The sequence below is a fragment of the Roseinatronobacter sp. genome (assembly GCF_051859525.1).
Taxonomy (GTDB): Bacteria; Pseudomonadota; Alphaproteobacteria; order Rhodobacterales; family Rhodobacteraceae; genus Roseinatronobacter.
Genome location: NZ_JBHYFM010000008.1, coordinates 36,377 through 49,608, shown reverse-complemented (window position 1 = coordinate 49,608; position 13,232 = coordinate 36,377). Strand labels below are relative to the sequence as shown.

The following is a 13,232-nucleotide window of genomic DNA, read 5'->3' as shown; positions in this document are numbered from 1 at the left end:
TTTGCGGTCTTTACTTTAGTTGAACAACCCGATCAGGTTGGAACGATTGAAGGAAGGCTTGATCGTGGCTGACGGCCAACACCGCCCCGTCATAAGTGGCCAGCGCCGCCTCAAGGGCTTCGATACCGTCCAGATCAAGGTGATTTGTCGGCTCGTCCAAAATCAACAACATTGGTGGCGGGGTGCCGCCAAGGGCGCAGGCCAGACCGCCGCGCAAGCGCTCCCCCCCGCTTAGCGCACCAGTGCGGCGCAAGGCATCGTCGGCGCGGAATCCGAACCGCGCCAACGCCGCGTGGGCTGTGTGGGTATTCGCGGCAGGGTTCAACTTCAGGAAGTTCTGGCGCAGGGTCAGATCGTCACAAAGCAAACCGACATGCTGGTCCAGCATCGCGAATGCGACAGACAGGTTTACCACGCCGCAGTGCGGGGGGATCTGGCCGGTGATCAGCTTAAGAAGTGTGGTTTTTCCGCTGCCGTTTAGCCCAGCTATGACAATCCGTTCGGGGCCGGTCACAACAAGTGACAGATCGCGGATCACCGGATCGTCCGGCGTATACCCGCCCGTCACATGATCCAACCGCAGCACGATCTTGCCGGATGGTAACCCTGTGGGCGTGATCGCCATACAAAGGGGGTCCAGCACCTCGATGTTTTTGCGGGCGGCGGCAAGCTCTTCATTGGCGGCGTTGCGCCGGATTTCGCGCAGGTGGGCACCCGCGCCGCCCGATGCCTCGGCGCGTTCCTTGGCCGCATCCAACAGCATTTTCGGCTGATCGCCCTTCATGCGTGCCTTGCGTCCGGCGCTGTCCTTACGCGCCTTACGTTCGGCCGCCTGTTGGGCGCGGCGAGCAGCCTCGGTGCGGGCCTTTTCAGCATTGTTCAGGTCGCGCAAGGCTGCGTCCAGTGCGATTTCCTTCTGCTGCCGATAGGCTGCGTAATTCCCGCCATACCGCACTGCACCAAGCGACGACAGCTCGATGATCGTGTCCATCTCGGCCAGAAGCTGTCGATCATGGCTTGCAATGATCGCCCCGCCTTTCCATGTTCGCAGCAGGTTGATCACGACGCGGCGCCCGCCTTGATCAAGGTTGTTTGTCGGCTCGTCCAGCAACAGGAAATCAGGTTTTTCCAATATCAATGCTGCAAGGGCCGCCCTGTTGCGCTGTCCGCCTGACAGCGTGGCAAGCGGGGTCTGTGGTTCGGCTGACAAGCCAAATCTGGCAAGCGCGGCCTCGATCCTTGCGGGTAGCGTCCAGTCGACATCGGGCAGGTCATCAACAGTGACCTCGCCCGCCCCGGCGCGGTCCAGAAGCGCCAGCGAGGCCCGCGCACCAAAAAGATCGGCTACGGTCTTGTCAGGGTGCTCGATCACGTCCTGACGCATCATGGCAATGGACCCTGTCACGCTAAGGTGGCCGGACGCCGGACGCAGACGGCCTGCGATGATACGCAAAAGCGTGCTTTTCCCGACACCATTGCGCCCGACGATGCCGGTGCGTTCGGGGCTGAAGGTCAGGTCAAGATCGGATAGAAGCGGTGTACCGTCAGGTGTGACCCATGACAGGCCGGACAGGGAAACAGATGCAGGCATTGGGCAGGACTTCTCGCAGCGGAACCAAAAGGGTGAGGGCGGCGAATTTCTTGTCCATTTCGGGTGCATCTCCCATGCAAAGATAACTGTAAACTAGGCAAGGTCGCGGGCTTTTGCAAGGACGGCCAGCTTTTGATCTGTTGGCCTGCCGCGTCACATGCCCGAACGGGCAGGCTGAACTTCAAGCGCAGGCGCGCCATCGTTTGGCGAACCGGCAATGCTGAACAGTGATTGGCCAGACGGACAGATGTGGGGTGGATGAATCCTTTTGCGCATGTGGAACCCCGGCCCGTGCACACTACCGCCCGACGAATTCGAAACTGAACTGTCGCTGCGCACCGGCAGGCGGCGGGGGGAAGGGGGCTGCGCGGCGGATATGGTCAAGGGCGGTCTGATCAAGCGCAGCATTGCCCGAACTGCGCACGACCGAGGCCGAGGCCAAGCCGCCATTCGCCCCGACGCTGAACGCAACCAGTACCCGCCCGCGTGCGGGGCTGCGGGCCAGCCTTGTGCGCTGGATGCGGGCCATCACCTCTCCGGGGTAGTTTGACGCGGCGGCATTGCCCTTTGAACTGGACTGTGCGCGCGACTGGTCCTGACTGGCGGCCTGTCCAGTGCTGCCCTGCTGGCTGCCGCGTGTGGCGTTCTGTGCGGCGTTCCCTTGCGGTGCGCTGGCCTGCCTTGTTGGCTGCGCGGGGGGCGTGCGATCCGGGCGCGGGGGCGGCTTGCGGCTGGACACGGGGGCCTGATCCGTGGGGCTGGTGTCCGGTTGCAAGATGTCGGCCGTTATCTGTGCGGGTGTCGGTGTATCCCTGACGGGCCGGGACGGTTCCAGTGTTGACGCGGGGGTATGGCGCGTATCCTGCATGGCGGTCATTTGTGCAGGTGGCGGCGCAGTTGCAGACAGGTCTTGCGGGCTGGTCATCTGTGCGGGGTCGGGCAATGACGGCAGCAATGCGGCGCTGGGATCGGGGGCGGTTGGCAGCGCTATGGCAGCAGATGCCTGTGCGGGCGTGACCTTCTGTGTGGGCGGGGTCTGTGGCGCCACGGGCTGCACGGGGTTTTCCGGTGCAAGTGTGTCAAGGGTTTCGGCCTCAAGCGGCGCAGCCGCAGAAGGAGAGGCAACACCCTCGGCGAAATCCGCGAAACTTGTGCCAAGCGCCGCAGGCGCATCCTCTCCTCCGCCCGCAATCAGCGCCACATCGCGCGGCGAAAGCGCGGCCATCGCGCCCAAGTGCAACACGACGGATGCACCCGCCGCCAGAAGAACAGTTTTCAACCTTGGCCCAAGATCCAGCCGCCGCAGATCGTGCGGGCGCACAAGCGGGCAACCATTGCGCTGTGGGCATGCGAGCAGAAGCGCCGTTGCAGTCATTCCAGCCCCCGTTCAGTCACGATAACAAGTTCTGCCACACCCGCCGCGCGCAAGCCCTGCGCCAGCGCCACCAATGCGCCCGCCGGTGCGGCGCGGTCGGGCAGCAAACGCACACGTTCTGCCGCGCTGAATTCCGCAAGCGCCGCGTCTTGCGACAACGCCGCCCCTGCATGCCGCAAGCTGCCATCAGCCAGCATGATCAACGCGTCAGAGGGTGGCTCGGTCGTGATGTCTGTCAGGCTGACCAGCGCGACATCGGCATCGGGTCGGGGGGCCAGACTGCCTGCGATCAGAAAGAAGATCAGCATCAGGAACACGATATTGATCAGCGCAATGGTTGGTTCTGCACGGGTGCGGGGGGGCTGGGCAAGCGCGCGTTTCATGGCATGGCCCCCAATACGGCCAAATTCCAGCCGGACAGCCCCTGCAACAGGTGCAGCACGTCGGCAAATGCCTGCGCGCTGACACCTTCGCCCAATGCAAGCAACACCAGACCTTCCCCTCTCGTGGCGAGTTCTTGTCGCAACGCATCGTGTGTGATTTCGGCGGCGTCCAGCCGTAGACTGTTTTCGTGAAGCTGAAGGAATGCAGGCGGTGTTTCCGGTGCAGTGGCAGCGCCCCCCATGGCCAGATCCAGCGGCAACTCGCCCTGACGGGCGAAGGTGGAACTTAGCATGAAGAACAGAAGCAGCAGAAAAATCACATCGATAAGCGATGTCATCGACAAGCGTCTGCGATGTGCTGTAAGGCCCAGCCGGTCACGCATGGCGCGGCTTTTCAGGCGGGGTGCTGTCCAGCGGGCACCCTGCCGGTGCAAGCCCCCGACACAGCGCCACATCAACGATCTGCATGGCCAGCCGCGCCTCGCGGGCGACGCGGGCTTCGAACCATGTCAGCACCAGCGCGGCAGGCATTGCCACACCAAGCCCCACTGCGGTGGTCAGAAGTGCCACCCAGATCCCGCCCGCCAGCGCTGACGGGTCCACATTGGCACCAGCCTGTTGCAGGGCCTGAAATGCTGTGATCATGCCCAACACCGTGCCGAACAGGCCCAGCAGCGGGGCGACTTGTGCAATGGAATCAAGTAGCCGGAAACCCGTTTGCAGCCGCGCGATCGCTTCTTCTGCAAGCCCTGTCAGCCGTGAACGCAATCCTTCATTCTGATCCTCGGGATCGGTGCTCAGGGCCAGTACGGCCAATGGTGCAAGATGGCTGCGTGCGCGCGCAGCGTCGCGCAGGGCCGCCTGATATGCGCCGCGGTCGAACTTGTCGAGTGCGTCCAGAAGCGGACCATGCGCCCCAAGGCCAGCGCGCTGGAATTGCCACAGCTTCACCAGCACCAGCGCAAAGGCCAGAACCGACATTGCCAGCAATATCGCCACAACAGGCCCGCCAAGTGCCAGAAATTCCGCGACCGGTTCAAGAAGATCGGTCATTTCAACGCCTCGATATCGGTGGCGCTGCTGACGTCTAGCGCGGCAGTGCAGGCGCTGGCCGCCAATGGGGTGCATGGTCCCATCGCGTTGAACAGCACACGCCCCACCTGATCGCATTCAAGCCCAGACAAGTTGAAACTGCGCACGCGCATTCCCTGCGCAGGCAAGGACTGAAAATCCAGAAGGCTTAGGCGCATTACGCGCGAGTCCTGACTCAACAACACGATTTCGGCCTGAAGCTGTTCGAATTCGGTGTCCAGCCCGTTTTCCAGAACAAAGACCAACTGGCATTGATCCGCGCCGGAATTGGCCTGATCGAGCCTGATGGAAAGCGATTCGGCCGCCACGGGCGACAGTCCAAGGCCCATAATTAATGCCAGCATACGCATGAAGCTGCCTTTCATATTCATGTTCTAGGGAAAGGCTGGCGCGAAGGCTGGCTGCGCAGGATGTCTGCGTGTTTGGGCGTTACCATTGCCTTAGTGAATTTGTCAAGATTGCAGGCGGCGCCGCATCTTGGGGCGTTCTGTGCAGGTGCCATTGCGTGGAAAACAGTCAGGTCATGTGGGCAAGTTGATGCCGTGACGGAACGTCCGGTTCAAATTGATACCCTATTGATTTATTATTTATCCAGTGCTAGCCTTTTTAAGGATCGCGTTCGCGCGGCGCAGGGAGGACCATTCCAGATGACAACAAGGCCGGTCCGCAGGGCGGGACCCGTCGCGGCACAGGGGCGCGTGCGCTGCGGCGTGCTGCGCGCATGTTTCCGGCCGTTTGGACATTTGCAGCGGATGCATTCTTGCGTCCGTGACTGTGCCGCGTCGCCGCGACAGGGTTGATTTAGGAAGCTGCACCGCAGGCAAACTGGCTTGCGGATAAAATTACCAATGGGAGGACCAGAATGAAAAAGAAAATTGCGATATCAGCCTTTGCCCTGCTGGCAGCAGGCGGGGCGCATGCGCAGGAACTGCGTTTCATGTGCTATCAGGACGGGAATGAATGTGACGTATGGGCCGAGGCCTTCCAGACCTTCGAGGCCGAAAATCCGGGCATTACAGTTGTCGTGGATGTCGTCCCCTATCAGGCGATTCTGGAATCCTTGCCGGTGCAGCTGGAAGTGGGCGAAGGCCCTGATCTGGCGCGCGTCACCGATTACGGCGGCCTGGCGCGGTTCATGCTGGATGCGCGCCCCTTCGTTGACGATGCCGACATGATCGAAGCGCGCTACGGCCAGTCGCTGGCTTGGGCGCGGGTGGGCGACAATGCATCTGACGGCATTTACAACATTGTTGACCAGCTGACGGCAACCGGCGGTTTTGCCAACCAGACATTGTTCGAGCAGGCAGGCGTTGACATGCCGGAACCGGGTGCAAGCTGGGCCGAATGGGCCGAAGCGTCGGTCGCGGTCCAGCAGGCCACGGGTGTCGATTTCGCAATGGCACTTGACCGCACTGGGCACCGCTTTGCCGCGCCCGCCATTTCCTACGGCGCGGCGCTGTTTGACGACACCGGCGAGGCGCTGGTCATTGATGACGGGTTCCGCGCGTTTGCCGAACAGTTCGTTGACTGGCATGAAGACGGCACCATGGCGCGCGACGTATGGGCTGGCGCAGGGGGCGGCACCTATCAGGATGCGGCGGCCGAGTTCATCAACGCCAATCTTGTCATGTATTATTCCGGCAGCTGGCAGATTGGCCGCTTTGGCCGTGACATCGGCGACGCGTTCGACTGGGTCGCCACGGGCGGCGTTTGCGGGCCAGAAGCCTGCACCGGCATGCCGGGTGGCGCGGGTGTCGTGGGCTTCAACCATACCCAGCACCCCGAAGCTGTGGGCAAGCTGATCGGTTTCGTGGCGCGCGATGACGTGCAGGCACAGGTTCTGGCACAGACACGCAACCTGCCCGCCAATGCCGAATTGCAGGCCAACGGGATCGATTATCAGGACGTGACGCCAGAAGTGGCTGCCGCACTGACGGCCTTCGCGGCATCCGTGCCCACGTTTTCCGACACGGCCTATGCGCTTCAGGGGTATCAGTTCAATCGTGCGGTTTTCACCAGTATCCCCGCACGTTTGACCCAGGCGATCGTGGGTGAATTGTCGCTGGATGAGGCACTTGACCGACTGCATCAGGATGTTGCTGACGCCATCGCCGAGGCACGCTAGAATCTGACTGCCCGGCCCTGAAGGGCCGGGCACCCCTGAAGGACAGGATCAGACAAGATGACAGCAATCTTCCGCACCCTTTACGAGGGGGCATTCAACCTTTTTGAAAAGCCGATGCGGATGCTTCAGTACAGCCTTGGCGCACATCGCATGGCGTGGGTTTTCCTTCTGCCCAATCTGCTGATCTTCGGGTTGTTCACCTATCTGCCGATCCTTTTGAATATCTGGTATTCCACCACTGGCGGCGACCGCATCTTGCTGGGTGACCGCGACTGGGTAGGTGGTGACAATTTTGCGACCCTGTTTGATTGCGGGTCATATCTGGACCCGAATTCGTGCCGCCGCGATCTGTTCTGGCGTGCGGTGCATAATACGGGCTGGTTCGTGGTGCTTCAGGTGGGGTTCATGATCCTGCTGTCCCTGATCGCGGCGCTGATCTTGAACCGCAATATCCCGCTGAAGGGGTTCTTTCGCGCGGTTTTCTTCTATCCCGTGCTGCTGTCGCCCGTTGTGGTCGCGCTGATCTGGAAATGGATATTGCAACGCAATGGCGTGCTGAACGCGGGTATGGACTGGGCAGGGATGGGCACGGTCAACTGGTTGCTGGACCCGTCATGGGCGTTTTTCTGGATCGTCTTCGTGTCAATCTGGGCGAATATGGGGTTTTATGTGCTGATCCTGCTTGCTGGGCTACAGGCCATTCCCGGCGATGTCTATGAAGCCGCCGAAATGGACGGAACCCCCGCATGGCGGCAGCTGTTGCGGATCACGCTGCCATTGTTGACGCCCACGCTGCTTGTGGTGATGGTCCTGAGCCTGATCCGCGCAGTGCAGGCATTTGATGAAATTTATGTGCTTACGGGTGGCGGTCCGGGATCGGCGACGACCCTGCTGATCCAATACATCTATGACGTGGGCTTTGCGACGCGCCCCCGCCAGTTCGGACTGGCGGCGGCCGCGTCGCTGGTGATGGCCGGTGTGTTGCTGGTGCTGACGCTGCTGCAACTGGCCGCGACACGCAAACGCGCCGAGGAGGGGTGATGCTGCGTTTTCTGACACAGCGCCGCGGGCGCGACCGGCTGGACATGACCGACTGGATTGCCTTCGGCTTCCTCGGGTTGGGCGTGTTCCTGATGCTTGGTCCCGTCCTGTGGCTGACGCTGTCCAGCTTCAAGACAGAAGCTGCCTTGCAGGAATACCCCCCAAAACTGCTGCCCCTTGCCCCGCAGTTTGTCGAGGTTGAGGGTTTCGAGACTGCCTTGCAGCGCTTCCAGGTCGTTTCGGGCGAGCATGCGGGGCGCGAACTGGCGCAGGTGCGGCGTGTCGGGCTGAACGCGCAGATGGTTGACCCTGCCAATCCGGATGAACGCCTGAACGTCCATATCAATGACCGCGAACCCGTCCGCGCGGTGCAGGTGGAAACCGACAACTACACCGGACTGTTCACGCGCTTCAATTTCTTGCGGTATTTCTGGAATTCGACCTTTATTACGGTCGTGGCAACCGTGCTGACAGTGCTGTTCAATTCAATGGCGGCATTCGCACTGGCGAAATACCGGTTCACAGGGCGCAGCACTGTCTTCTTGCTGATCATCGCAACCCTGATGATCCCGCCGACGGTGACACTGGTGCCGTTGTTTCTGGTGGTCAGCCAGATGGGGTTGATCAATTCCCCCTGGGCGGTGATCTGGCCTGCCATTGCGACGCCCACGGGCGTTTTCCTGCTGCGCCAGTATATGCTGACGATCCCCGATGATCTGCTGGACGCTGCACGCATGGACAATGCCAGCGAATGGCGCGTGTACTGGAAGATTGTGCTGCCCCTCTCGGCGCCGGCGCTGGCGGTTCTTATCATCTTCTCGGTCATGTGGCGCTGGAACGAATTTCTATGGCCGCTGATTGTGCTGAACCGGTCCGAGGTGTTCACCCTGCAACTGGCCTTGAATTCGTTTCAGGGTGAGTTGCAGACCGCCTGGTCCAGCCTTCTGGCGATGACGGTGCTGACGCTTTTGCCGATTACACTTGTCTTTGCGTTCCTGCAAAAGTTCATCACGCAGGGAATTGCGCAATCGGGGGTGAAATGAACAAGGGCAGGGGATTGAGTATTTTTTGCAAGATGAAGGATCAGGGCAATGGCTGAGGTCGAACTGCGCGGCATCGTCAAGGATTATGGCGCGGTGCGGGTTGTCCATGGTGTGGACCTGACCATCGAGGATGGCACTTTCTGCGTTTTTGTCGGCCCGTCGGGGTGCGGGAAGTCCACCCTGTTGCGGATGATTGCCGGACTGGAGGACATATCGGGCGGCGACCTGATGATCGGGGGGGTGCGCGTTAATGACCAGCGTGCCGCCGAACGCGGCCTTGCGATGGTATTTCAGACCTATGCGCTGTATCCGCATATGTCGGTGCGGCAGAATCTGGCTTTCGGGTTGGAAAACATTCGCATGCCAAAAGCCGAAATTGCCGCGCGGGTTGCCGAGGCGGCCCGCATGTTGCAGCTTGAACCCTATCTGGACCGCAGGCCGCGCGCATTGTCGGGCGGGCAACGCCAGCGCGTTGCCATCGGGCGGGCGGTCGTGCGTGAACCCAAGGTGTTTCTGTTTGACGAGCCGCTGTCAAATCTGGATGCCGAACTGCGCGTCAGTATGCGTGGCGAGATTGCGGGGTTGCACCGCCGCATCGGCAATACGATGATCTATGTCACCCATGATCAGGTAGAGGCGATGACGATGGCTGACAAGATCGTCGTCCTGAGGGATGGCCGGATCGAGCAGGCTGGTGCCCCGATCGAGTTGTATAACAGACCCGCAAACACCTTCGTTGCGGGGTTCATCGGATCGCCGCGCATGAATTTCCTGCCCTGCACCGTCACCGCGCGCGAGGGGGCGGGGATCACGCTGAACGATGCGCAGGGGCGTGTTTTGCACGCGGCCGTTGACGGGCGCACTGTCGCGGATGGCGAGGAGGTGCAGCTGGGTATCCGCCCCGAGCATTTGCACCCTGATCCCGAAGGCTACCCTGTCACTGTCGAGAATGTCGAGCAACTGGGCGGCGAAAGCTACTTGTATGCGCGCACCGAGACAGGAATCGCGCTGACAGCGCATTTGACCGGCCAGACCACCCTTGCGCGGGGCAGTCGCACACATCTGGCGATACGGCCCGATTTCGCGCATGTCTTCCGGAAGGATACGACAGCCTTGCCGCGCCTGCGACTGGGCGAACTTGAACATGGGACATAATGATCGCAAGCAGGGCGCGCGCGCTGACGCCTTGCCCCCCTCTTGCAGGTTAGTCAAGCGGGCTGAATTGCCCGTATTGCCCCTGATGGAAGATTAGCGCCTGACCGCCGTTTACCGCTGCACGCAACACCCGCCCCACGATGATCTGATGATCGCCGCCGTCATGGGTGGCATGCTGGCGGCAGTCGAACCTTGCGACGGCGTTATCCAGCAATGGCACGCCTTCGGGATTGCGCTGGTACGACAATCCGGAAAACCCCGCCCCGCTGCGGGTGAACCGCGCCAGCATATCCCGGGCCGAATGCGGCAGCACATGGATAGCATAATGCATAGCTGCGGAATAATGCGCAAACCGGCTGGATGATTTCGCGGGCGACCAAAGCACGAGCGCAGGATCAAGGGACACTGCAGCGAAACTGTTGGCGGCAAACCCCATCGGCCCGTCAGCGCTGTCGATCGTGACAACGGTTACCCCCGTGGCGAAGCACCCCAAAGCGTTGCGAAAGGCACGCGATGTATCGGGGCCGGGGATAAATTCCGAAGGATGCATTTGTCCGCCATCGGCCATCATGCGACCTCTCGGCCCAAGGCCAGCGTATAGAGTTCATACCATGTTTGCCGGTCCATCGGCACGCGCAGCGCGTCGGAAATCCGCGCGATCCGGTCAAGGCTGTTCGTCCCCATGACAGGCATGATGCCCACTGGGTGGTGCAACAACCAAGCTATGGCAACGGCACTCCAATCCGTGCCAGCATCGGTGCCCAGCGTGTCCAGTTTTTCGCGCATTCCCGCAGGGGCGGCATGTGCCAGTTGTCCGCCCGCCAGCGGGGACCACGCCATGGGCGCAATCCGGTGCTGGTGCAGATAGGCCATATCGCCGTTTACGAAGGCGTCATGTGCCATCAGGCTGAGTTCGATCTGGTTTGTCACCAAACGCGCGGTCATACGCGATTGCAGCAGATCCATGTCCCAAGGCCGGAAATTGGACACCCCCACCGCCCGCACCTTGCCGGACGCAATCAACCCGTCCAGCGCCGCGCCAGTCTCGTCCGGGTCGATAAGCGGGTCTGGCCGGTGGATCAGCAGCAGGTCGATCCGGTCGGTGGCCATGTCGCGCAGGCTTGCCTCGACCGAGGCCGTGATATGGGCCGCACTTGTGTCGTAATGCTTCACGCGCGCATCAGCATACCGCCCGACAGGGGCAACGATATCGCATTTTGTCACGATTTCTATCTGGTCGCGCAGCGCGGGCGCGTCTTTTAGTGCAGCACCAAGGATCGCCTCGGCGGTGTAGCCGCCATAGATGTCGGCCTGATCCATGGTTGTGATCCCTTGGGCAAGGCAGGAATCGATCTTGGCCTGAACATGGGCGGGGCTGGTGTCGGGATCATCGCCCAGACGCCACATGCCATAGACAAGGCGTGAAAGCGACAGATCGGGTGCAAGTGTGGTGCGTTTCATCATCAGCGGCGGGGTCCGTTTCCAAGGGGGGTTGCAGGGGTTTCGGCAGGCACGCGCCCATAGACATGGGGCAGGGATACCGTGTTCAGCTGCGGCATGACCTTGGCGCCGAAAATCTCGGCCTCGTCATGGTGGGGATAGCCGGACAGGATGAACGCGCGGATACCCATTTTGCGGTAGTCTTCCAGTTTGGTAAGCACCTGATCGACCGACCCGACCAGTGCGGCCCCGCAGCCCGACCGCGCACGGCCCACCCCTGTCCACAGGTTGGGTTCGACATAGCCGAATTTGTCCGCAAGTTCGCGTGCGCGGGCCTGATGTGACACGCCAAGGCTGATGCTGTCATGCGCGCGATCACGGATCAGTTTGCCGTATTCATCATCCAGTTTGCTGGCGATGTGATCGGCATATTCGCGCGCCTCGGCTTCGGTGTCGCGCACGATCATATGCACGCGCAACCCGTAATCCAGTGTGCGGCCATGGGCCTGCGCGCGGGCATGGACATCGCGCATACGTTTTTCCAGCATCTCGCGCGGTTCCGGCCACATCAGATAGACGTCGCATTGCGCGCCGCACAGTTCCAGTGCGTCAGGGCTGTAGCCGCCAAAATACAGAAGCGGTCCGCCATTTTGCTGATAGGGGCGCGCGGGGTCGGCGGACAGTTTGCTGATCTGGTAAATATCGCCGGAATATTCGATTTCGTCACGGGTCCATGCCTGCCGCAGGATTTCCACAACCTCGTGACTACGTTTATAGCGATATGCACTTTCCGCCACCTCGCCGGGGAAATCGGAGGAGATGACATTCAGTGTCAGCCGCCCCTGAAGCATGTGGTCCAGCGTTGCCACGGTACGCGCCAGCATGACGGGTTGCATTTCGCCGCAGCGGATTGCGGCCAGAAAATTGATCTTTTCGGTGATTGGGGCACAACCCGCGACAAAAGACAGCGTATCCTGCCCCACCTGATAGCTGGACGGGCACAGAATGTTGCGGAACCCGTTGCGTTCGGCTGTTTGGACCAGACTTGAGCAATGCTCCCAGCTGGACCGCAACCGCCCGTCCGGCACGCCAAGAAATTCATAATCATCCGAGCACAGCGCCGCAAACCAGCTGACCTCGGCCCCGTCCAGATCAACCGACGTTACAGGCACGACGCTCATGTAATTCTCCATCCCTTATGTATATTTAGGTCTTGCGTAGCACCTCGAAAGGGGTAAATCAATAGGGTATCAATTTCATCTTGCGATGATCAGGGGGCACTATGTCAGACACCGGCTCATTGCCGCTACATATGCAGATTACCGAGTTGCTGATCCGCGATATCGCCGCTGGCAGACTGGTCGACGGCGAACGCCTGCCCCCCGAGCGCGAGATGGCGCAGGCGCATGGCATCGCAATAGGAACATTGCGCAAGGCGCTTGCCGCGCTTCAGAACAAGGGCTTGCTGGAGCGCGTGCAAGGGTCTGGAAATTACATTCGCGCCCAAACCGATCCCGCATCGGTTTATGCGTTTTTACGACTGGAACTGGCAGAAGGGGGCGGGTTGCCCACAGCGCGCGTGCTGTCGGTTGACCGCTTGCCGAAAGATCCCGCCCTGCCCGAATTCGGGCAATCCGCAGACGGGCATCGCATACGGCGGTTGCGGTTTTTGTCCGGCACCATCGCCGCAGTCGAGGAAATTTGGCTGGATGGGGGATATGCGCCCAGCCTTTCGGTGCAGGAATTGTCCGAGTCGCTGTATTATTTCTATCGGACATGCCTGAACCTGCGCATTGCGCGCGCCGAGGATCGCGTGGGGATGGGGCCGCTTCCGGACTGGGCGCCTGCCGAATTCCCGCACAGGCCCGGCACACCGCTGCCACTTATCACGCGCATCAGTCACAGCCATGACGGCCAATCTGCAGAAGCGTCATGGACTTGGTATGACCCCCGGCGCGTGCGCTACACTGTCAGGCTAAAGTAAGGA

At 61.0% G+C, this 13,232-nt stretch carries 14 protein-coding genes; 5 read left to right on the top strand and 9 right to left on the bottom strand.

Annotation, left to right across the window (positions count from 1 at the left end; translation table 11 throughout):
* Positions 1-10: 10 nt before the first annotated feature.
* The 6 genes from ACTIE1_RS08770 to ACTIE1_RS08745 all read right to left on the bottom strand — a co-directional run bounded on the left by ACTIE1_RS08770 (position 11) and on the right by ACTIE1_RS08745 (position 4,791).
* Positions 11-1,591 carry an ABC-F family ATP-binding cassette domain-containing protein gene (locus ACTIE1_RS08770; RefSeq protein WP_439561487.1) on the bottom strand — a complete coding sequence of 527 codons (1,581 nt, stop codon included), beginning with the start codon at positions 1,589-1,591 and terminating at the stop codon, positions 11-13.
* Positions 1,592-1,889: 298 nt separating this feature from the next.
* On the bottom strand, positions 1,890-2,912 hold the full coding sequence (locus tag ACTIE1_RS08765) for a TonB family protein (RefSeq protein WP_439563341.1): 1,023 nt from the start codon (positions 2,910-2,912) through the stop codon (positions 1,890-1,892).
* Between the two features lie 50 nt (positions 2,913-2,962).
* Complete coding sequence (locus ACTIE1_RS08760; RefSeq protein WP_439561485.1) at positions 2,963-3,349, bottom strand: ExbD/TolR family protein; 387 nt, start codon at positions 3,347-3,349, stop codon at positions 2,963-2,965.
* Positions 3,346-3,732, bottom strand: coding sequence for a biopolymer transporter ExbD (locus ACTIE1_RS08755; RefSeq protein ID WP_439563340.1), 387 nt, complete (start codon positions 3,730-3,732; stop codon positions 3,346-3,348). Before ACTIE1_RS08755 ends, ACTIE1_RS08760 begins: the two co-directional genes overlap by 4 nt.
* Positions 3,725-4,402 carry a MotA/TolQ/ExbB proton channel family protein gene (locus ACTIE1_RS08750; RefSeq protein WP_439561483.1) on the bottom strand — a complete coding sequence of 226 codons (678 nt, stop codon included), beginning with the start codon at positions 4,400-4,402 and terminating at the stop codon, positions 3,725-3,727. Before ACTIE1_RS08750 ends, ACTIE1_RS08755 begins: the two co-directional genes overlap by 8 nt.
* Positions 4,399-4,791, bottom strand: a complete 393-nt coding sequence (locus ACTIE1_RS08745) for a hypothetical protein (protein ID WP_439561482.1) — start codon at positions 4,789-4,791, stop codon at positions 4,399-4,401. The genes ACTIE1_RS08750 and ACTIE1_RS08745 overlap by 4 nt, the downstream gene beginning before the upstream one ends.
* A gap of 512 nt (positions 4,792-5,303) precedes the next feature.
* Here ACTIE1_RS08745 and ACTIE1_RS08740 point away from each other — a divergent pair.
* From ACTIE1_RS08740 to ACTIE1_RS08725, 4 genes are read left to right on the top strand one after another with little or no spacing between them, the layout of a single operon-like run.
* Positions 5,304-6,566, top strand: a complete 1,263-nt coding sequence (locus ACTIE1_RS08740) for an ABC transporter substrate-binding protein (protein WP_439561481.1) — start codon at positions 5,304-5,306, stop codon at positions 6,564-6,566.
* Between the two features lie 57 nt (positions 6,567-6,623).
* Positions 6,624-7,607: a carbohydrate ABC transporter permease gene (locus ACTIE1_RS08735; protein ID WP_439561480.1), complete on the top strand. Its 984-nt coding sequence runs from the start codon at positions 6,624-6,626 to the stop codon at positions 7,605-7,607.
* Positions 7,607-8,650: a carbohydrate ABC transporter permease gene (locus ACTIE1_RS08730; protein WP_439561479.1), complete on the top strand. Its 1,044-nt coding sequence runs from the start codon at positions 7,607-7,609 to the stop codon at positions 8,648-8,650. The genes ACTIE1_RS08735 and ACTIE1_RS08730 overlap by 1 nt, the downstream gene beginning before the upstream one ends.
* A gap of 48 nt (positions 8,651-8,698) precedes the next feature.
* Positions 8,699-9,805 (top strand): ABC transporter ATP-binding protein, encoded by a 1,107-nt coding sequence (locus tag ACTIE1_RS08725; protein ID WP_439563339.1) that lies wholly within the window; start codon positions 8,699-8,701, stop codon positions 9,803-9,805.
* A 49-nt stretch (positions 9,806-9,854) separates the two neighbouring features.
* On the opposite strand, the gene ACTIE1_RS08720 is transcribed toward ACTIE1_RS08725, so the two are convergent.
* From ACTIE1_RS08720 to ACTIE1_RS08710, 3 genes are read right to left on the bottom strand one after another with little or no spacing between them, the layout of a single operon-like run.
* Positions 9,855-10,373, bottom strand: coding sequence for a flavin reductase family protein (locus ACTIE1_RS08720; RefSeq protein WP_439563338.1), 519 nt, complete (start codon positions 10,371-10,373; stop codon positions 9,855-9,857).
* Positions 10,373-11,266, bottom strand: a complete 894-nt coding sequence (locus ACTIE1_RS08715; protein WP_439563345.1) for an aldo/keto reductase — start codon at positions 11,264-11,266, stop codon at positions 10,373-10,375. The genes ACTIE1_RS08720 and ACTIE1_RS08715 overlap by 1 nt, the downstream gene beginning before the upstream one ends.
* A 2-nt stretch (positions 11,267-11,268) precedes the next feature.
* Positions 11,269-12,426, bottom strand: a complete 1,158-nt coding sequence (locus ACTIE1_RS08710; RefSeq protein WP_439561477.1) for an LLM class flavin-dependent oxidoreductase — start codon at positions 12,424-12,426, stop codon at positions 11,269-11,271.
* Positions 12,427-12,527: 101 nt separating this feature from the next.
* Here ACTIE1_RS08710 and ACTIE1_RS08705 point away from each other — a divergent pair, with 101 nt between their 5' ends.
* A complete protein-coding gene (locus ACTIE1_RS08705) occupies positions 12,528-13,229 on the top strand; it encodes a GntR family transcriptional regulator (RefSeq protein WP_439561476.1) in 702 nt (233 codons plus the stop codon).
* The last annotated feature ends 3 nt before the right edge of the window (positions 13,230-13,232 follow it).

Excerpts from the sequence above, each read along its gene's own strand:
- ACTIE1_RS08705 (WP_439561476.1), top strand. The coding sequence starts at position 12,528 with ATGTCAGACACCGGCTCATTGCCGCTACATATGCAGATTACCGAGTTG.
- ACTIE1_RS08720 (WP_439563338.1), bottom strand. The coding sequence starts at position 10,373 with ATGGCCGATGGCGGACAAATGCATCCTTCGGAATTTATCCCCGGCCCC.
- ACTIE1_RS08740 (WP_439561481.1), top strand. The coding sequence starts at position 5,304 with ATGAAAAAGAAAATTGCGATATCAGCCTTTGCCCTGCTGGCAGCAGGC.
- ACTIE1_RS08715 (WP_439563345.1), bottom strand. The coding sequence starts at position 11,266 with ATGAAACGCACCACACTTGCACCCGATCTGTCGCTTTCACGCCTTGTC.
- ACTIE1_RS08725 (WP_439563339.1), top strand. The coding sequence starts at position 8,699 with ATGGCTGAGGTCGAACTGCGCGGCATCGTCAAGGATTATGGCGCGGTG.
- ACTIE1_RS08735 (WP_439561480.1), top strand. The coding sequence starts at position 6,624 with ATGACAGCAATCTTCCGCACCCTTTACGAGGGGGCATTCAACCTTTTT.
- ACTIE1_RS08745 (WP_439561482.1), bottom strand. The coding sequence starts at position 4,791 with ATGCGTATGCTGGCATTAATTATGGGCCTTGGACTGTCGCCCGTGGCG.
- ACTIE1_RS08750 (WP_439561483.1), bottom strand. The coding sequence starts at position 4,402 with ATGACCGATCTTCTTGAACCGGTCGCGGAATTTCTGGCACTTGGCGGG.
- ACTIE1_RS08730 (WP_439561479.1), top strand. The coding sequence starts at position 7,607 with ATGCTGCGTTTTCTGACACAGCGCCGCGGGCGCGACCGGCTGGACATG.
- ACTIE1_RS08760 (WP_439561485.1), bottom strand. The coding sequence starts at position 3,349 with ATGAAACGCGCGCTTGCCCAGCCCCCCCGCACCCGTGCAGAACCAACC.
- ACTIE1_RS08710 (WP_439561477.1), bottom strand. The coding sequence starts at position 12,426 with ATGAGCGTCGTGCCTGTAACGTCGGTTGATCTGGACGGGGCCGAGGTC.
- ACTIE1_RS08770 (WP_439561487.1), bottom strand. The coding sequence starts at position 1,591 with ATGCCTGCATCTGTTTCCCTGTCCGGCCTGTCATGGGTCACACCTGAC.
- ACTIE1_RS08755 (WP_439563340.1), bottom strand. The coding sequence starts at position 3,732 with ATGCGTGACCGGCTGGGCCTTACAGCACATCGCAGACGCTTGTCGATG.